Source organism: Paenibacillus lacisoli, assembly GCF_030580655.1.
GTDB lineage: Bacteria > Bacillota > Bacilli > Paenibacillales > Paenibacillaceae > Paenibacillus > Paenibacillus lacisoli.
Genome location: NZ_JAUQTB010000004.1, coordinates 166,400 through 185,322, shown reverse-complemented (window position 1 = coordinate 185,322; position 18,923 = coordinate 166,400). Strand labels below are relative to the sequence as shown.

General features: G+C 52.2%; 17 protein-coding genes and 1 riboswitch. Of the genes, 11 read left to right on the top strand and 6 right to left on the bottom strand.

The genetic code is table 11. The features are described from left to right. Positions 1-132: 132 nt before the first annotated feature. Complete coding sequence (locus Q5741_RS10245; RefSeq protein ID WP_305023991.1) at positions 133-720, bottom strand: DUF5317 domain-containing protein; 588 nt, start codon at positions 718-720, stop codon at positions 133-135. A 401-nt stretch (positions 721-1,121) separates the two neighbouring features. Here Q5741_RS10245 and Q5741_RS10240 point away from each other — a divergent pair, with 401 nt between their 5' ends. The 9 genes from Q5741_RS10240 (at position 1,122) to Q5741_RS10200 (ending at position 12,311) form a co-directional block, all read left to right on the top strand. Continuing rightward, on the top strand, positions 1,122-1,793 hold the full coding sequence (locus Q5741_RS10240) for a sulfite oxidase-like oxidoreductase (protein WP_305023990.1): 672 nt from the start codon (positions 1,122-1,124) through the stop codon (positions 1,791-1,793). Between the two features lie 78 nt (positions 1,794-1,871). After that, positions 1,872-2,210: a metal-sensitive transcriptional regulator gene (locus Q5741_RS10235; RefSeq protein WP_305023989.1), complete on the top strand. Its 339-nt coding sequence runs from the start codon at positions 1,872-1,874 to the stop codon at positions 2,208-2,210. A 59-nt stretch (positions 2,211-2,269) separates the two neighbouring features. Beyond that, positions 2,270-2,470: a copper ion binding protein gene (locus Q5741_RS10230; RefSeq protein WP_305023988.1), complete on the top strand. Its 201-nt coding sequence runs from the start codon at positions 2,270-2,272 to the stop codon at positions 2,468-2,470. A 148-nt stretch (positions 2,471-2,618) separates the two neighbouring features. After that, entirely contained in the window at positions 2,619-5,069 is a 2,451-nt protein-coding gene (locus tag Q5741_RS10225; RefSeq protein WP_305023987.1) for a heavy metal translocating P-type ATPase, read from the top strand. A gap of 207 nt (positions 5,070-5,276) precedes the next feature. Then, entirely contained in the window at positions 5,277-8,816 is a 3,540-nt protein-coding gene (locus Q5741_RS10220; protein ID WP_305023986.1) for a fibronectin type III domain-containing protein, read from the top strand. Between the two features lie 170 nt (positions 8,817-8,986). Next, positions 8,987-10,153, top strand: a complete 1,167-nt coding sequence (locus tag Q5741_RS10215; RefSeq protein ID WP_305023985.1) for a YhgE/Pip domain-containing protein — start codon at positions 8,987-8,989, stop codon at positions 10,151-10,153. Between the two features lie 142 nt (positions 10,154-10,295). After that, on the top strand, positions 10,296-10,889 hold the full coding sequence (locus Q5741_RS10210) for a TetR family transcriptional regulator (RefSeq protein WP_305023984.1): 594 nt from the start codon (positions 10,296-10,298) through the stop codon (positions 10,887-10,889). Continuing rightward, the gene (gene nfsA / locus Q5741_RS10205) at positions 10,886-11,629 is read left to right on the top strand and encodes an oxygen-insensitive NADPH nitroreductase (protein WP_305023983.1); all 744 of its coding nucleotides are present in this window, start codon (positions 10,886-10,888) and stop codon (positions 11,627-11,629) included. The genes Q5741_RS10210 and nfsA overlap by 4 nt, the downstream gene beginning before the upstream one ends. A 154-nt stretch (positions 11,630-11,783) precedes the next feature. After that, a complete protein-coding gene (locus Q5741_RS10200; protein WP_305023982.1) occupies positions 11,784-12,311 on the top strand; it encodes a transporter in 528 nt (175 codons plus the stop codon). Positions 12,312-12,330: 19 nt separating this feature from the next. On the opposite strand, the gene Q5741_RS10195 is transcribed toward Q5741_RS10200, so the two are convergent. The 5 genes from Q5741_RS10195 to Q5741_RS10175 all read right to left on the bottom strand — a co-directional run bounded on the left by Q5741_RS10195 (position 12,331) and on the right by Q5741_RS10175 (position 16,262). Next, complete coding sequence (locus Q5741_RS10195; protein ID WP_305023981.1) at positions 12,331-13,155, bottom strand: TatD family hydrolase; 825 nt, start codon at positions 13,153-13,155, stop codon at positions 12,331-12,333. A gap of 51 nt (positions 13,156-13,206) precedes the next feature. Further along, the gene (locus Q5741_RS10190; RefSeq protein WP_305023980.1) at positions 13,207-14,061 is read right to left on the bottom strand and encodes an ABC transporter ATP-binding protein; all 855 of its coding nucleotides are present in this window, start codon (positions 14,059-14,061) and stop codon (positions 13,207-13,209) included. Between the two features lie 47 nt (positions 14,062-14,108). Further along, a complete protein-coding gene (locus tag Q5741_RS10185; RefSeq protein ID WP_305023979.1) occupies positions 14,109-14,873 on the bottom strand; it encodes an ABC transporter permease in 765 nt (254 codons plus the stop codon). Next, positions 14,870-15,163, bottom strand: a complete 294-nt coding sequence (locus Q5741_RS10180) for an MTH1187 family thiamine-binding protein (RefSeq protein ID WP_305023978.1) — start codon at positions 15,161-15,163, stop codon at positions 14,870-14,872. The genes Q5741_RS10185 and Q5741_RS10180 overlap by 4 nt, the downstream gene beginning before the upstream one ends. Positions 15,164-15,233: 70 nt before the next feature. After that, positions 15,234-16,262, bottom strand: a complete 1,029-nt coding sequence (locus Q5741_RS10175; RefSeq protein WP_305023977.1) for an ABC transporter substrate-binding protein — start codon at positions 16,260-16,262, stop codon at positions 15,234-15,236. Positions 16,263-16,397: 135 nt separating this feature from the next. Continuing rightward, positions 16,398-16,505, bottom strand: a riboswitch (TPP riboswitch). 387 nt (positions 16,506-16,892) lie between these two features. Here Q5741_RS10175 and serS point away from each other — a divergent pair. Further along, positions 16,893-18,191, top strand: coding sequence for a serine--tRNA ligase (gene serS / locus Q5741_RS10170; protein ID WP_305023976.1), 1,299 nt, complete (start codon positions 16,893-16,895; stop codon positions 18,189-18,191). Between the two features lie 72 nt (positions 18,192-18,263). After that, the gene (locus Q5741_RS10165) at positions 18,264-18,698 is read left to right on the top strand and encodes a pyridoxamine 5'-phosphate oxidase family protein (RefSeq protein ID WP_305023975.1); all 435 of its coding nucleotides are present in this window, start codon (positions 18,264-18,266) and stop codon (positions 18,696-18,698) included. Positions 18,699-18,923 lie beyond the last annotated feature (225 nt).

The window sequence follows — 18,923 nt, the reverse complement described above, 5'->3', positions numbered from 1 at the left end:
CGCCAGCCGGAAGTAAGAGCAACAACAACGGAAGCTACGATGACTGCATTAATAACAAGACGGGAAGTCTTGATGCCTTCAAAATGTTTTTTCATCCTTCATTCGCCTCCTTTCCCCAGAGTCTGCTGTATATTAAGCATGATGCGGTTCTGCGCTTTGCGGTTTCTCTTTCTTGCCAACCATAAGAGATTGGATAAAGAGGAAAATTCCCAGATTCATGACAACATCCCCGATACTGATCACCTGCGTACGCGGGTAAGGGCTGGAAATAGGAATGATGTCGCCAAGGAACGACAGACGGGTCGAGCTGTCCATCATGAAATGCTTCGATACCACAGCGCCTTCCTTAAGGAGCTCTGTATAGTAGGGCCCTAGCACCTCTGAGGCAGAGAGAGATACCGGCATGCGTCCTCCATTCACTGCCATGACCAGAAAGTTCATGAAGACACCGGCGAAAATCAGCCAGAATCCCTTGTGGTGGCGGTTCAGCCAGAGGAGATACAGCCCTGCCAGGTAACAGGCTGAGAAAAGGTAACCGTTGATTGAGGCGATAAACTGGGATTTCTCCTGGAAATAGAACAGAAACAGCTGGAACAGCAGCAGGACCGGGAACAACAGGCCTCCACGAAGCTTCAGGCTGCTGAACTGCCGAAGCCCGTGCCGCCAGCCTCCGCGGAAAAGACCGACGATGAGACCCAGCACAATACCGTCATAAACCATGGGAACACTCCATAACTTGTAGATTTTATAATTAGATATTCGGAATAAAAATGGAAATTCCTTCTTGTTTTTTTGACGAATGTCTAAAAAAATTGAAGATCAGATCAAATGAGGTCGATTGAGGTCAGCAATTCCGCATAAATCGAACAGATTCGCTAACAGTAATCCTGCCATTTCATTTAAAAGTAATGCGTTTTGCATAGTCTGTGCCTGTACATATTCGGTCAGGCCTATACCGCTATATGGTATAATTTATTGAGAACGATCAGCGGCCGCCTGGCAAGAACCACCCTGTCCTGTAGAGCACACATCTGGTTTTGGGTATATTCAGACCGCATGGCCGCTGTACGCTGTTTAAAGAATAAGCCTGTACCACAGAGGCGAGAACAGGAGCGGGAATTATGGAAGACAAGGCCAAGCGCCTCAAAGCCGCCAGCCGGCGAATCGGGCCGTCTGCACACGAAGAGGGAGACCGACTGCCGCCGGGACAATCCTTGACCGATCGTTTCCCCATTCTGCATATAGGGGAAGTGCCGCGCTATGAACTGGATACGTGGACACTCCGGGTATTCGGCGAAGTTGAGGAAGAACAAACATTTACCTATGCTGATCTGCTGCAGCTCCCGCGAGTACAGAGTGTCAGTGATATTCATTGTGTGACACGCTGGTCCAAGTTTGATACCGTCTGGGAGGGAGTCCGGTTCCGTGATCTGCTCGCTGCCGTCTCGCCGAAGAAGGATGCTGGTTATGTCATGATTCATGCGGATCCTGATTATGAGACCAACCTGCCGTTAACAGAGCTTATGGGAGACGACGTGCTGCTGGCGTATCATTATGACGGCAAACCGCTGACACCCAAGCATGGCTGGCCCATTCGGCTGGTGGTGCCGCAATTGTATTTTTGGAAGAGTGCCAAGTGGATCCGGGGAATTGAATTTATGAAGGAAGACCGGCAGGGCTTCTGGGAGAATCACGGATTTCATAATGAGGCCGATCCCTTTAAGGAAGAACGTTTCTCAGAAGAGGAATATGAGATGCCGGAAGATGAATGGAAATACTGTGATTATGATTAAGAAGGTGCAAATCGCTTGACATACCCCCAAGGGGTATATTAAGATGCAGGTATAACTTAAACGGAGGGGGACGCCATATTGAAGGACGAAGGGCAGACTCCGGTCCAGGAAGCGTGTCATAGTACTTCCGAGGCTCAGCCGCGGCGCAGTCACCATAGTGAACAAATGAAGAGCAGTCTGACATCTCGGCTGAACCGAATTGAAGGACAAATTCGCGGGATTAAGGGCCTGATCGAGAAGGATACCTACTGCGATGATGTGCTGAATCAGATTGCAGCTGTACAGTCGGCACTGAACGGTGTAGGTAAGCTGCTGCTGGAGGGTCATATGCGGAGCTGTGTGGTAGAGCGGATCCAGGCTGGAGAATCTGAAGTAATTGACGAGCTGCTCGTAACGGTGAAGAAACTGATGAAGTAATTTAGTGAAGCAATCATATAAAGCAACATAAATTCAGAACAACCGGGAGGTAATGATTTATGAAAAATGTAACACTGCAAGTAGAAGGCATGTCTTGTAACCATTGTGTGAACGCTGTAGAAGGTGCCTTGAAGAATATTGGCGCTTCGGGTAAAGTCGATCTGCCGTCCAAGACGGTAGCCGTTGAATATGACGAGGCCAAGCTGCAGCTGGAGAGCATTAAGGAAGCCATTGAAGAGCAAGGATACGACGTAGTCTGAGTATATCGGCCGGACCGGGGCTGTGTATCAGTCCTGGTCTTCTTCATATCGGTAAGGCCGGAGAATGAGGAATAGAGACCAAATTGTAGTGTATATTTTTTTTGATATCTATATACCCTATGGGGGTATTGTAAGGAGGAAAGGAACCATGGACAATGCCAAGGAAAAGGCGGAACCTGATTCTCAAGCCGCTTCACAGACAACGATGATGATAACAGGGATGACGTGCGCTGCCTGTGCAACCCGGATCGAGAAAGGGCTGAGCCGGATGGAAGGGGTAAACACAGCCCATGTTAATCTTGCGTTGGAGCAGGCCTCCGTCACTTACGATCCGGAGATGACGGATATCAGCCGTCTGGAGGAGAAGGTGCAGGCGCTCGGTTATGATACGCTGAAAGCTACAGCCTATCTCGATATTACGGGAATGACCTGCGCCGCCTGTGCGGTGCGGATCGAGAAGGGATTATCGCGTATGCCGGGTGTGATTACGGCGAATGTTAATCTCGCGCTGGAGACTGCGCAGGTTGAATACAGGGCTGGTGCGGTCGGAGTAGAAGAAGTGATAGGGAAAATCCGCCAGCTTGGATATGATGCTCATCGTCAGGCCGGCAGGGAAGAGGTTGCGGATCTTCGGCAGCGGGAGCTTCAGCGCAAGCGCCTAAAATGGATGATCTCAGCGATTCTGTCTCTGCCTCTGCTGTGGGCGATGGCAGGACATTTTTCCTTCACCTCCTGGCTGTATGTCCCGGAGCTGTTGATGAATCCCTGGTTCCAGCTGGCACTGGCTACGCCGGTCCAGTTTATCATCGGCTGGCAGTTCTATGTGGGTGCATACAAATCGCTTCGCAGCGGCAGTGCCAATATGGATGTGCTGGTGGCCCTGGGAACCTCTGCTGCCTACTTTTACAGTCTGTACCAGACGTTCCGTTCTATCGGCTTGCACGGGCACAGCCGGCCGGAGCTTTATTATGAGACCAGTGCCATTCTGATCACGCTGATTCTGGTCGGCAAATGGTTCGAGGCTCTGGCCAAAGGACGCTCTTCGGAAGCCATCAAGAGTCTGATGGGATTGCAGGCACGGACGGCAAGGCTTTTAAGGGACGGATCAGAGATTGAGGTTCCGCTCGAGCAGGTTATGCCGGGGGATCTTTTGTTGGTAAAGCCGGGCGAAAAGATTCCGGTAGACGGTGAAGTGGTGGAGGGCAAATCCTCCGTGGATGAATCGATGCTCACCGGTGAAAGTCTGCCGGTCGACAAAGCTCCCGGGGATGCTGTCACAGGGGCTACGGTCAATGCCAACGGTGTACTGCAGATCCGGGCAGTACGTGTCGGCTCGGATACGGCTTTGGCGCAGATTATTAAAGTGGTCGAAGAAGCCCAGGGCTCCAAAGCTCCGATTCAGCGGATTGCCGATGTCATATCAGGGATTTTTGTGCCGATTGTGGTAGGAATTGCACTGGTTACTTTTACTGTATGGTATCTGTTCGTCACCCCTTGGGAATTCGCAGACGCACTGGAGAAGGCGATCGCGGTACTGGTCATTGCCTGTCCGTGCGCGCTGGGACTTGCCACCCCTACTTCGATTATGGCTGGATCGGGCCGGGCAGCGGAGTACGGCATTTTGTTCAAGGGCGGAGAACATCTGGAAGCAGCTCAGTCCGTTCAGACCGTCGTCCTGGACAAAACCGGAACCGTGACACATGGCAAACCCCGGCTGACTGATGTGGAAGCTTCGCTTGGCCGTAGCGAAGGGGAACTGCTGTATCTGGCAGGTACAGCCGAGAAATCTTCAGAGCACCCGTTGGCCCAGGCCATCGCGAAAGGTGCGGTAGAACGGAGCATCGTGCTGGGCCGTACAAGTGAATTTGAGAATATTCCCGGCTATGGCGTGAAGGCCGCGTTCGAAGGGAAGCGTGTGGTGGTCGGAACCCGGAAGCTGATGGCACAGGAAGGGGTTGTGCTGGATACCGCTGTGGAGGATCGGATGACGGATCTGGAGGGTCAGGGCAAGACCGTTATGCTGACAGCTGTTGACGGTGTTTATGCGGGTCTGATCGCCGTAGCGGATACCATCAAGGAAAGCTCACGGGAAGCCATCACGAGACTGAAACAGATGGGCATCCATGTGATCATGATCACCGGGGACAACCAACGTACGGCCCTTGCTGTGGCCGCGGAGGCAGGCATCGACAAGGTTTTGGCCGAGGTGCTGCCGGAAGGCAAAGCGGAGGAAGTCTCCCGTCTGCAGGCACAGGGAGTTAAGGTGGCCATGGCCGGCGACGGTATCAACGATGCCCCTGCACTGGCGACAGCCGACATCGGCATGGCCATGGGGACGGGTACCGATGTTGCTATGGAGGCAGCGGATATCACCCTGATGCGCGGCAGCCTGAACAGTATTCCGGACGCGATTCTAATGAGCCGCCGTACGATGCGTAATATCCGCCAGAATTTGTTCTGGGCGCTGGCTTATAATGTCATCGGCATACCGATCGCAGCGCTCGGATTTCTGGCCCCGTGGCTGGCGGGAGCTGCGATGGCTTTCAGCTCGGTATCCGTTGTACTGAATGCGCTGCGTCTGCAGAGGGTGAAGTTGTAGAGAGAATAAGAAGCCGGGTTTCACCGGCTTATTTTTTATTTTGTAAGAAGAAGATAACGGATGTGTTAACACAATATAAAATGTTAAATGGGTAAAAGAGGGATTGCAGAAAAAATATTGAATAATACACTAAGCTGTAACATTCTAATGCTGCAAAAAATTAACGGTAGTGTTATACAGCTAAACTTCATCTAAGGGGAGAAGAACGTGATTGAAAGACAACCGAATAAACGATTTATAAGGTGGACAGCCCGATTACTGGTGATCGTAATGGTAATGGGTCTGTTTGTCCTGCCTGGGGGAAAACAGGTTTATGCTGCAGCAGCTGATGGGGTATGGTCATCGAGCAGTAATTACAGCTTTGTGATGCATTCGCAGGACGGAAAGCTTTATGTAAATCAAAAGGCAGTCGATTTAAGCTGGAAGCGTGATTACAGTGTATCAGCAACCGGGTACTTTTTTTCCAGAAGTCAATCTATCTTAGGTAATCTCAACGATATATTGAAAGTTTCTTACGGCTCTTATAATTCTTCCTATTCAGGAAATGTGCCTCATGCTTTTCTGATTGATTTTGATAAACTTTGGGAGCTGTACAGCACCATGGAGTACAGACAGTCCGGCATGAATGTAGGGGTTTGGAACAATTCTAATGTGGATGTTTTCGGTCTCCCGACCCCGAGGGATGTCTACAGCTTTGAGACAAAGTCACTGGCGCTGGTTGTAAATGCGGATACCGGCACGGTTGTGGATTTGTTGTCAGATGTGAACCCCTATTACACTCAAAACGGCTTGCCGAAGTTTGTCAAAGAGACGAGCTCACCGGAACCCGTTACGGATATCCCGGGCGTGCCCAATAATATTATAGCTGACAAGACAGCGACGAGCATCCGTCTGCAATGGCCGCACATTAATCAGGCGGTTCAATACGAAATTGAAGAAAATGGTGTGAATAAAGGACCTTACTATGGTGAGAGTTATACGGCCGGAGGACTTCAGCCTGACACATTACATACGTACAGGGTTCGAGCAGTCAATAAATTCGGCCAAAGTGACTGGAGCAGTCCGGTTCAGGTTCGAACTCTTTTGCAGCAGCCCGTCCTTAATGTAGAACCTTCAGAAGGTGCAAATATAGTGAGCTGGGCGGCTGTCGATCATGCCACGAGTTATTCGATCCAGATCGATAATGCTTCTCCAGTGGATTTAGGGAACGTATTAAATTATAAGCATGAGGCTTTAGAGGCCAACTCGACCCACACCTACCAGCTTAAAGCCTATTCCGGGGATAATGAAAGCCAGTGGAGCAAGGTCGTTACCCAGAAAACAGTTCCTGAGCGTGCTGGCGGGTTGAAAATCACAGACACAACGTTTAACAAGCTGTCGGTGAGCTGGAACGCTGTCGCGGGGGCGACAGGATATGATCTGGAAGTCGATGGGGTCATTACTGCTGTAACGGGGACGTCTTACAACAAGACAGGACTAGCTGCCAATACAGAGCATTCTTTCCGGGTTCGTTCAAAAAACAGCGGGGGAGCCGGCAGCTGGAGCGATCCGCTAACCGCATTCACATCTCTCAGCACACCTGCGCTGCAAGCCAGCTCTACACAAAATAGTATAGCGTTGGTATGGACAGCCATTGACGGAGCATCATCTTATGAGATTGAAGCGGATGGGGCTGTTGTAGGAACTGTGACAGATTCTGCTTTTGTTCAATCGGGATTGCTCCCTGGAACGGCGCATAAATACCGTGTAAGGGCTGTGAATGATACGAATACAAGTGCCTGGACCGCGCTGCTGACACAGAGTACGATTCCAGCCGACGTAACCGGCCTGAACATAAGCACGGTTACGAATGCAGCGATCGGCGTGAAATGGACCGCCGTAACGGGAGCGACAGGATACGACCTGGAGATCGATGGAACAACGGTAGCCGTCACGGGTACGAGCTACACCAAATCGGGCTTGGCCGCGAACAGTGAGCATACGTTCCGCATCCGATCGAAGAACGCAGCCGGTACCGGCAGCTGGAGCAGCCCGGTGAGCGGGACGACACAGCTGAACACGCCGGTGCTGAAGGCAGCGTCGACGGATACAGCCGTTACTTTGACCTGGGCAGAGATTGCAGATGCAGCGAAATATGAAGTGGAAGCGGATGGGGTTGTCGTAGGGACGGTAACGGATCCAACGTATGTTCATGCCAATCTGGTACCGGGAACGGCGCATAAATACCGGATCCGTGCTCTGACCGATACGAATACAAGTGCCTGGACCGCACTGCTGACACAGAGCACGATTCCAGCCGACGTAACCGGCCTGAGCATAAGCACGGTTACGAATGCAGCGATTGGCGTGAAATGGACCGCCGTAACGGGAGCAACAGGATACGACCTGGAGATCGATGGAACAACGGTAGCCGTCACGGGTACGAGCTACACCAAATCGGGCTTGGCCGCGAACAGTGAGCATACGTTCCGCATCCGTTCGAAGAACGCAGCCGGTACCGGCAGCTGGAGCAGCCCGGTGAGCGGGACGACGCAGCTGAACACGCCGGTGCTGAAGGCAGCGTCGACGGATACAGCCGTTACCTTGACCTGGGCAAAGATTGCAGATGCAGCGAAATATGAAGTGGAAGCGGACGGGGTTGTCGTAGGTACGGTAACGGATCCAGCGTATGTTCATGCCAATCTGGTACCAGGAACGGCGCACAAATACCGGATTCGCGCTCTGACCGATACGAATACAAGTGCCTGGACCGCGCTGCTGACACAGAGCACGATTCCAGCCGACGTAACCGGCCTGAACATAAGCACGGTTACGAATGCAGCGATCGGCGTGAAATGGACCGCCGTAACGGGAGCGACAGGATACGACCTGGAGATCGACGGTACAGCGGTGTCCTTAACAGCAACCAGTTACACCAAGTCGGGCTTAGCCGCGAACAGTGAGCATACGTTCCGCATCCGATCGAAGAACGCAGCCGGTGTCGGCAGCTGGAGCAGCCCGGTGAGCGGGACCACGCAGCTGAACACTCCGGTGCTGAAGGCGGCGTCGACGGATACAGCCGTTACCTTGACCTGGGCAGAGATTGCAGATGGAGTGAAATATGAAGTGGAAGCGGATGGAGTTGTCGTAGGGACGGTAACGGATCCAACGTACGTTCATGCCAACCTGGTACCGGGAACGGCACACAAATACCGGATCCGCGCTCTGACGGATACGAATACAAGTGCCTGGGCCGCGCTGCTGACGCAGAGCACCATTCCAGCCGACGTAACCGGCCTGAACATAAGCACGGTTACGAATGCAGCGATCGGCGTGAAATGGAATGCCGTAACGGGAGCGACAGGATACGACCTGGAGATCGACGGTACAGCGGTGTCCTTAACAGCAACCAGTTACACCAAGTCGGGCTTAGCCGCGAACAGTGAGCATACGTTCCGCATCCGAGCCAAAAATGCGGCAGGCACAGGCAATTGGGGCAGCCTGATCAGTGGATTAACTCTGCTGAACACACCTGTTGTCAAAGGCACTGTCACAAACAGTAGCGTTTCATTAAGCTGGGATGCTGTTCCAGGTGCAACTGCTTATGAAATAGAAGCGGATGGTGCAGTTGTGGCTACAGTAAATGATAATATATACATTCATGAGAATCTGCTTCCGTTGACACTGCATAAGTACCGGGTACGCGCATTGACAAGCACTAACAGCAGTCTTTGGAGTGCAGTGAGCAGTTTTAAAACTTTAAATTAGCTGTTCATAACGTAAAATTAGCTGAAAAACTAGCCGCCCTTTCCAGGGCGGTTTTTTTGTGAAATATTTTCTGTAAACCAATTGACAGATTAACTAAATTTTCATATGATTTAAACAATCGTTTGATTAAAACGGTCGTTTAAATTAAATTTAGGGGGATTTAATCGGATATGTTTAAGGCGTTTAAATTATTTTTCAAAAAACCTACAACCATCATTGGGATCATAACGGCCCTCATGTTCCAGATCGTGTTCAGTGTCGTATGGATGACAGCCTATTCCGGTGTTAGTGAACGCAGCGATCAGCTGAAGATTGCCATCGTCAATGAAGACCAAGGTGCAGGGAAAACAATCGTAGATACGTTGGCATCCAGCCTGCCGTTCGAGATTGTTACAGGTCTTACCGCTTCGCAGGCTCAAAGTCAGCTGAACCATCGTGATTTGCAGATGGTTATGGACATTCCGGCTGATTTCAGCCAGCGCCTGACTTCCGCAAGTGCCGGGGAAAAGGCGGAAATACAGTATACCATCAACGAGGCAAATCCGATGACTGTGAAGAGCATCATGCAGGGAGTTGAACAAAAGGTATCAGCCATGATCAGCCAACAGACAGCTGTTCAAGGCACAACTTCCGTACTGGCACAGGCAGGGATGGATACTGCTGCAGCCGGTCAGCTGTCCACAGCCATTCATAACAAAGTGGAATCGAAATTGACTTCTATCCACACCGTGAATGGAATGAATAACCAAATGTTGCCGATGATGATGCTTCTCGCTTCCTTCGTAGGATCCATGATTATGGGTCTGAATATTCAGCAGTCCAGCGGTATGATTGGTGCTCAGGCGGGCAAGTGGAGCAAGTTTGGCGCCCGCGTTCTAATCAATGTAGGTACAGCGCTGTTCGTCTCTCTGGTGGGCACGACCCTGGTGGTTTCGTTCGGCGGTCAGATGGAGCAGGGTTTCCTGCCGCTCTGGATGTATGAGAGTCTGATGATGCTTACGTTCATGTTCTTTACACAAATGTTCCTGATCGTCTTTGGCATGGCAGGTATGTTCTTTAACATTATTATGATGTCCCTGCAGCTGGTATCCTCCGGTGCGATGATGCCGCGAGAAATGCTGAGCAGCTTCTACCATGATCTGAGCGCAGTTCTTCCGGCGACCTATGCAGTGAACGGCATTATGAGTATTCAGCTGGGAGGTCCGGATGCCGGCAAGGCAGCACTCGCCCTGGTCGCTATTCTCATCGTATGTGCAGGAGTGTCGGTACTTGTCACAGCATTGCGGAGACATCCGGTGCCTGTCGTAGTCGCGGCGCCTGCAGGTGAGGCAGCTTAACCACTGGATCGAATCGGTATTTTGTATAAAATAACAGCTTACACCGCAAGCATTCCGCCCTGTTTCTTACAGGCCGGAATGCTTGCTTCCATGTCTGCAAAGTTTCATAATAGGGTAAGCATAAGATGAGGAGCCTACATTTATGACCCATTCCGAACCGGATATTAAAATGCGGATCATGCTGGCAGCCAAAAAGCTGTTCTCCCAAAAAGGATATGACGGCACCAGCATCAGACAAATTTGCGAGGAAGCCTGTGCAAATGTGGCGCTCGTTTCCTATCATTTTGGAGGCAAAGAGGGTGTGTTCCAGGCCATCTTTGAACACTTTTTCCCGCATCGCCAGATGCTTGGGGTCGATTTTAACGCCATGTCTCCTGTAGACGGATTGACTCTGCTGATCAAAAATATCATGTACTTCACCAGCAGAGATCGGCAGCTGAGTGATATCATTCACCAGGAAATGATGATGAACTCCCCGCGGCGCAGTATTGTTATGAAATATCTTAAGGCGGTCTGGTCAGAGGCGCAGAAGCTTCTCATTCGGGGTAAAAAAGAAGGGGTTTTCTCCTTTGAGTCTTCGTCTACCACCCTGCTCATTATTAAAGGGGTAGCCTTGTCCAATAAGCGGACATATGATTTTGAGGATATTTACGAAGAGGATCTGCTGGGTCCGGATGAAGCGGCAGAAGAGGCCGTTCGTTTTATATTACAGGGATTAGGAGTGAACAAGCCGTGAATGAAACAGTATCTCTATTAATGAAGCATCGTTCGATCCGCAAATTTACAAGCGATCCTGTCTCGCAGGAACAGCTGGCCACGATCGTGGGCGCTGGCCAGATGGCATCCAGCTCCAGTAACGTGCAGGCTTACTCCGTTATTGCGGTTACCGACCAAGGGCTGAAGAGTCAGCTGGCAGAACTCGCGGGCGGACAGGCATATGTAGCGGAATGCCCGGTTTTCCTTGTATGGTGTGCAGATCTGTATCGCCTGAAACAGGCATCGGCGCCTTATATCGGTGACAAGGCATCCTATGAAGACTCGGTTGAGAACTTTACCGTGGCTACCATTGATGCAGCTCTTGCTTCTCAAAATGCAGCGATTGCAGCGGAAGCAATGGGGCTGGGGGTTGTCTATATTGGCGGGATCCGCAGCCGGATTCAGGAGGTCTCCGAGCTGCTGGGACTACCGGAGCTGGTGTATCCGGCATTCGGCATGTGCGTCGGGGTTCCGGACCAGGAGCCGGGAACACGTCCGCGTCTGCCGCTGGCTGCTGTTCTTCATATGAACGGCTACGATAAGGAAGAGACGGTTCAGCAGGTGAAGCTCTATGATGAGACGATGGTAAATTATTTGTCTGAGCGCACCGGCGGCCAGCGTACGACTTCGTGGTCTGAAATTATGGCAACGCGCCTCACTGAACCGGTGAGACTGCATATGAAGCCGTTCCTCGAAGCCAAGGGCTTCATGAAACAGTAAACAAAATGATAGACATCAAGAAGGGTACCCTGATTTCCGCTGACGGAGGACAGGGTATCCTTCTTTATTGGCTTTTCTGGGTGACTGCCCAGGCACCAGGGCGAATATCACGCATAGGCTGTAGTAGCCTAAGTCAATAAGGAGTGAGTTGATCGTGTCTATTTTTTCACCCCCAGGAAATCAAGGTCCCTTGAGTCCTCAAGGCCCATTTAATCCGATCGGTGGACCAGGAGGTCAAGGTCCGGTCGGGCCCCAAGGTCCGTTTAATCCTCCAGGTCCTGCCGGCGGTCCGGGTGGCGGTCCAATCGGACCCTTGAACCCTCCGGGGCCTGTCGGCCCGGTGGGTCCTCTTGGCCCTCAAGGACCATTCAATCCCTTCGGCCCGGTATTTCCGTCCCCAGGCCCAGGTCCTGGTCCCGGACCTGGATCACAGCAGCCTTCTTCCCCGCCGCCGTCTTTTATCCCGCCCAAGCCGCTGACGTCGGTGTACGCCGTGGATCCGGGTGCCATCGCCGGATGCTTGTTCCGCAACACGTTTGTATGGCTGCGTAATGGTCAACGTTTCTGGTTCTATCCGGTATTCGTGGGCCGCAACTCGGTTGCCGGCTTCCGCTGGAACGGCTTCTTCTGGACTTATCTTGGTGTGGATTTGAATCAGATTGAGTCGTTTACCTGCTATTAAGCGTAAGCGCGGTTAACGGTCAGCTGCCCTTTCCAATCCGATAGAAATTCATGGCGTTCGTATACAGCAGCTGTCTTGCTTCAGCTTCGGTCCATCCTTTGAGATGAGCATATGCAGCCGCTACGTCTGCAGTCATAGCCGGGTCAGTAAGCCTGCCTGTGAAGGGCCCTTCAAATGGCCAGGGTCCGTCCGTCTCAGACATAACCTGATGTTCCGGATACTGACGTGCCAGTTCCTGAATTTCTTCCTCGTAGAGCAGATCCGGTGTGAAGGAGATATGAAATCCCTGATCTGCCATACGGCGGACGGTGACAGGGTTTCCCTTAAACCAATGGAAGTGGGCACGGGTTACTCCGTGCTTCTCCAGCAGGTTACACGCTGTATCAGCATCCTCATAGACGGCATGCAGGACGATCGGTTTATCATAACGACGGGCGAAGATCATGAAGCGTTCTAACAATGCAGCATAAGGGGCTGTCTCGAAGAGATGGCCTTTTTGCTCGGCTTCCTGCCGGGTGTAATAAGGAAGCCCCACTTCGCCAACGGCAATCATCTGATCATGATGCTCTTCCATCCAGGAGAACAGCCGATCCAGCTCGGCAGGGGATGGCAGCTTCTGCTCGGGGTGGAAGCCGAAGGCCGGATGAACCTCAGGTGAACGATATGCAAGCTCCAGATTATGCTGTGAGGATGCCAAATTCATGGAAACGGCAATCAAATGCTCTATCCCGTTGGAAGACAGTGAATCAAGGATTAACTGCTGCTCCTCCCCGTTATAGCTGTCCAGATGGAGATGCGCATCAATTAATGGGGCAAGGGTAACATGGGACGGTTCGGAATTCATACATAAGCCTCCTTGTGCTTGATACTACAGGAACAGGCCAAGCCGGGAAATTCAGCCCTGCTTGGCCTGTTCCTCACGCAGCCAGCCGGATAACGTCCGCTTCCACTCCAGGAAGGCGGGATCGTCGGCCATGGCATCTGTGCGGGGACGGGGGAATGGAACCTCCACCCGATGAAGCACGGTCGAAGGGCGGCTTGAGAAGACATAGATCGTATCTGACAGCAGCAGCGCCTCTTCAATGTTATGGGTGATGAACAGTACAGAACGCCGGCTGCGCTCCCAGATGTCCAGCAGCCAGCGCTGCATATCGCTGCGGGTCAAGGCATCCAGCGCGCTGAACGGCTCGTCCAGCAGCATCAGTTCCTGCGGACTGAGCAGCGCGCGCAGGAAAGCTGCCCGCTGCTGCATACCGCCAGACAGCTTGTGCGGATAGGCCTGCTCGAACTCGGCCAGCCCCGCCTGAGCCAGCCAGGCCCGTGCCTCCTCCCGGGCCTGTGCAAGATCCCGGCCGCCGCGCTGCGCATCCGGCGCCACCTCAAGCCCGAGCAGCACGTTGTCGAGCGTGGTACGCCAGGGCAGCAGGGCCGGCTGCTGCGGCATGTAGCTGATGACGCCGCGCTGGCCGCCCGCCTCCTTGCCCTGGATCGTAATTCGGCCCTGATCCGGCTTCAGCATGCCGCCGATCAGGTTAAATAGGGTGCTCTTCCCAGAGCCCGAAGGTCCGATGATCGAGACGAATTCTCCCTGACGAACGGTCAAGGAAATATCGTTTAGGACTGGAAGGATCTGCTTGTTCTCCCGGAAGGAGAGGTGAACCCGGTCAACTTCCAGAGCAGATGGTGCCGAAGGGCCGGGGGCTGAAGTTCCACCGCTTTGCGAAGAATGTTGTAGCTGATCTGTTGGCATAGGGTCAGCTCCTTTCATCGAATTTTGACAGGTATATGTCATAAGCGTCAGGAATTTTGCCTTTGTGGACGCCAGCGGATAACGCCTTTCTCGAGTAGAGCGATGAGGCCGAACAGCAGAAGGCTGAGGGCTACGATAATAAATACAGCTGCGAAGACCAGGTCGGTCCGGTAGCCTGATTTCTGAAGATTCATATAATAGCCGATGCCCTGGTCCGCACCCATCCATTCCGCAATCACAGCCCCCATGACACTGTAGGTTGCGGCAATTTTAAGACCAGAGAAAATAGAAGGCAGAGCATGCGGTAGTTCCAGTTTCGTGAAGATCTGCCGTTTCCCTGCGCCGGCCATTCGCATATAGTTCAGCATCATCCGGTCTGTCTGATTAAAGCCGCTCATAGCCGCTACAGCGACCGGGAAGAAGCATACCAGCGTAATGACGATCAGTTTGGGGAGCAGCCCAAAGCCAAACCAGATCATCAGCAGAGGGGCCAAAATAATGGCCGGTACGTTCTGGCTCAGAATCAGCAGCGGGTAAAGCGCCGATCGCAGAAAAGGGATCAGATGCAGAATCATGGCAATCAGGAGTCCCGTTCCGACGCCAATCAGGAAGCCCATCAAGGTCAGTTTGACCGTTGCCCAGGTATGCCCGGTCAGGACACTTGCCTGCTCCCAGCCCTTGCGTACGATCTGCAAAGGACTGGGGAGCAGCCATGCCTCAATGTGAAAAGCCGAGACGGCCAGCTGCCAGCCTGCCAAAAACAAGATGACCGCCACAACGGGCGGCCATGCGAGGTTCCACCAGGATCTCATGGACGGTATTTCTCGGTCAGCGTGTCCATGCTGATACCAGTTGGAGTATGGGCAATCTTGATCTGGGAGATGACGCTGGGACTGCCAGCCTCGATAAGCGCCTCATGCATGTCCTGAACGATCCGCAGCAGGTCGGACAGCTCACCCTCCATCGTTGTCTCCAGCGGATGAACCTGATATTTAACACCTGAGCGCTGAATCACTTCAATAGCTTTATCTACATATGCGTATGAATTTTCGTTGCCGGGCGTTTTTGGAATGACCTGAATGCTGAGCAGGGTGTTAGCCATGATTTATCGTCTCCTTTATATGAATAATTTCCGGTAAATCTATAAATGATTTGCTTGAATGAGGCCGGGTTTATTCTTTTGGTAAAAAGTCGTTCGTGAATGCCTTATCGGCCTCGAGCTGCTTATCGAGAAGCTTGTGGTCATACATCCAGGTGGCGTAGTTGCTCCAGACCTCCGCCTTCTGAACTCCCCACTGGGAAGCATCATCCTGGTAACGCGGACTCAGCCATTTCTGGCTGGCAGCGACCAGCTTTTTGTCAAGCTCCGGTACTGCTGCGGACAAAATACCCGCGGCTTCCTCCGGCTTGTCGATAGCGAATTTATAGCCTTCGGAAGTAGCCTTCATGAATGACTTGACCAGCTCCGGATCGCTCTTGATCGTCTCTTCATTGGTCACAATTACCGGAGTGTAATAGTCCAGATCTTTGGAGTAATCTTTTACATACAGCATGTCGAGCGGTTCACCGCGCAGTTCGGCTTCCACACCGGTCCAGGCATAATAAATCCAGGCAAAATCAATATCCCTTTTGACCGCTGTAAAATAATCGGCATCGCCGATATTGATATTCTTGACTTTCTTCACATCAGCACCCTGCAGGTCCATGATGGATTTCATAACGGCTTCCTCAACAGGGGATCCCCAGCCGCCATAAGTTTTGCCCTCAAAATCCTTGGGTGATTGGATACTGCGGTCTACTGGAGCGGCGAAGCCGGAGGTATTGTGCTGAATAACAGCTGCAATGGATACAAGAGGCACACCCTGAATCCGCGCCTGGGTCACGCTCTCCTGATAGCTGATCCCGAAGGGAATCTTGTTGGAAGCGACGAGGTCGTCAGCGGAAGCCTGCCCCGGCTGCACAATCTCGACGTTAAGTCCTTCCTTCTCGTAAAAGCCTTTCTCTTTGGCCACATACAGTCCGGTATGATTCGTATTCGGCGTCCAGTCCAGCACCACTTTGACATCCTTCAGCGGCTTATCACTGCCTTTTGCAGACCCTTCCGAGGTGCCTGGGCTGTCCGGTTTGCTGCCCCCGCAGGCTGTCAACGCCAGAATGATCAGGGCTGTCAGTGGGAGCATCCACGCTTTGCTTCGTTTCATGTTACTGTCTCTCCTTTGCTTATACCCGCAGGCCGCACAGCAAAACCGTGTAACCCGTAGCTGTCATTCTTCACAAAAAAAGCGCCCCGTTATTCGGGACGCATGCGCATCAAAGGAAAAGGATGGCCGTCATGGCACATCAATTAAACACATTCCTACGCTGGCATTATCCAGATCAGGTTATAAGGGTCAGTATCGAAGATACACTCTCAGCCGGCCGTTCCAGCTCCCCTGGTTGCTATATGCAGATTGTCGGGATTTACTAGGATGATTATAGTCCTTAAGGACCGGGGTGTCCAGCAAAACGAACAGCCGAGTCCCTTTGGATGGTACGGAACAAGCAAGAGGCTTGATCTACCGAATGTTATCTTATATACTGGTTAACAATAAATCCAAACATGAATTATGCCCGTGAAGAGAATCCAACTCGGAGGCGTTCTCGTCAAGACTGGCCGGCCTGTGCCCGCCATGTTCCTAAGTGAACCGGACACCGCCCGTTACCGCGGAACCAAAGAGGCTTGAACGTTCTGCGTTCAGGCAAATTGGGTGGCACCGCGAGTCCAAGCACTCCTCGTCCCAAGTGACGAGGGGTGCTTTTTGTCGTTCACATCAGATAAAGGAGCGAGTGGAATGTTGGATATGAAATGGGTCAGGGAGCATGCGGAAGCGGTGCAGGAGGCGGCTATCTTGAAGGGGCTGGACGTATCGGTGGAGGAGCTGCTGGAACTTGATGTCCTGCGCCGGAACACGCTGGGACGTATTGAAGTTTGGCGTCAGGAGCGTAATGAAGGGTCGGCTGAAATGGGGAGGCTGCTGAAGATACAAGGGAGCGGGCATCCTGAAGCTGTCCGGTGCAGACAGGAAATGCGGCAGCTGAATGACCGTATCACCGAGGAGGAGCTGAAGCTGGCAGCCGTCGAAGAAACGATTCGCCAAAAGCTGCTGCAGGTACCTAACCTCGTATCGCCGGATTCGCCAAGAGGAGCAAGCGATGCAGATAATGTGGTGGTACGGCACGTCGGAGAATTACCCGTCTTTGATTTTCCGATCCGTGATCATGTCGAACTTGGCGAGCTGCATGGCATCGTAGATATCACACGCGGTGTCAAGACAGGAGGGGCGCGCAGTTATTATCTGAAGGGTGCCGGGCTGCTGCTTCACCGGGCTGTCCAGCAGCTGGCACTGGATCTGCTCTGTGAGAAGGGCTTTGTTCCGATGGAGGTACCGCTTATGGTCCGCGGTGAGGCGCTGGAGCATACCGGCTTCTTCCCGAGCGGACAGAACCAGACCTTCCGGATCGCAGAAGAAAACCGCTGGCTGGCTGGCACCTCGGAGGTACCGCTTATCTCGTATTATGCCGGAGAGACGGTGGACGTCCGGGAACCGATCCGGCTGGCGGGGATATCGGCATGCTTCCGCCGTGAAGTAGGTTCGGCCGGACGGGATGTGCGCGGCTTGTACCGGGTTCACCAGTTTGCCAAAGTAGAGCAGGTGGTGATCTGTGAAGGCAGCCTGAAGACTTCGGAATTACTGCATACTGAGATTACAGCTCATGCTGAACAGATTCTGCAGCTGCTGGAGCTGCCTTACCGTGTCATGGCTGTCTGTACAGGAGATATGTCACAAAAGACGTTCAAACAGTGGGATATCGAGACATGGATGGCAGGGCGCGGGGCGTTTGGTGAAACGCATTCGTCGTCGAATCTGCTGGATTTCCAGGCCCGCCGTGCCAACATCCGTTACCGGGATGAGAAGGGCCAGCTCCGCTACTGTCACACGCTGAACAACACAGCGGTTGCCGCTCCGCGCATTCTTATTCCCTTGCTGGAGAATCATCAGGAAGCGGATGGTTCGATACGAATTCCTAAGGCGCTGCAGCCGTATGTCGGCGGAATGGAAAAACTGACTGCGCCGCACCCGAAGGGCTGACCAAGGGTTCAATTGTCCATGCTACGGGTACACTATAGTTGTACACTTACTTTGTGAAAGGAGTTTTTGGACATGAACAAAACCCAGGTAATGGACCGTACCCAGCTGGAACAGGCGATCGTTCAGGCGATCAGTAACAATAAATTCGGATCCTTCGGGACCGTTGAAGCGGGTAAGCCCAAAGTACGTTATATGGCCGTATTTAATGATGGATTGAACATTCATCTTGTGACCGACCGTAAAACCCACAAAGTAGAGGAATTAAAGCAGAATTCCAACATTGCTCTGCTGCTGGGCTACGAGGCTGGCGGAACCAAGGAAGTGGTGGAGATCGAGGGCACCGCTGATATCACCAAAAATGAAGAGCTGCGCAGTAAAGTCTGGAATGATGAGCTGAAGCAGTGGTTCGAGGGACCGGAGGATCCGGATTATGTAATTCTGGATATTACACCGACCCGTATTGAATACAGCAGCAAGGATACCGGCCGTCAGGTATGGGAGAGATAAATTTCTGCCGATAGATGACAGTTCTTAGCGTCCCGTGTTTACATGGGGCGCTTTTTGGGTTAATAAAAACGGGGGAATTTAAGTCGCCCTCCTGTTAAAAACGAAAAAAATGATACCTGAGAATCAGTAGAGCGCAGAAAAAACTCAGAATAAATAGGACATTTGTGCTATAATCGTAACAAGCGAGGAAAAAAATGACTATGCTTGACAGATTATAGCGATCAA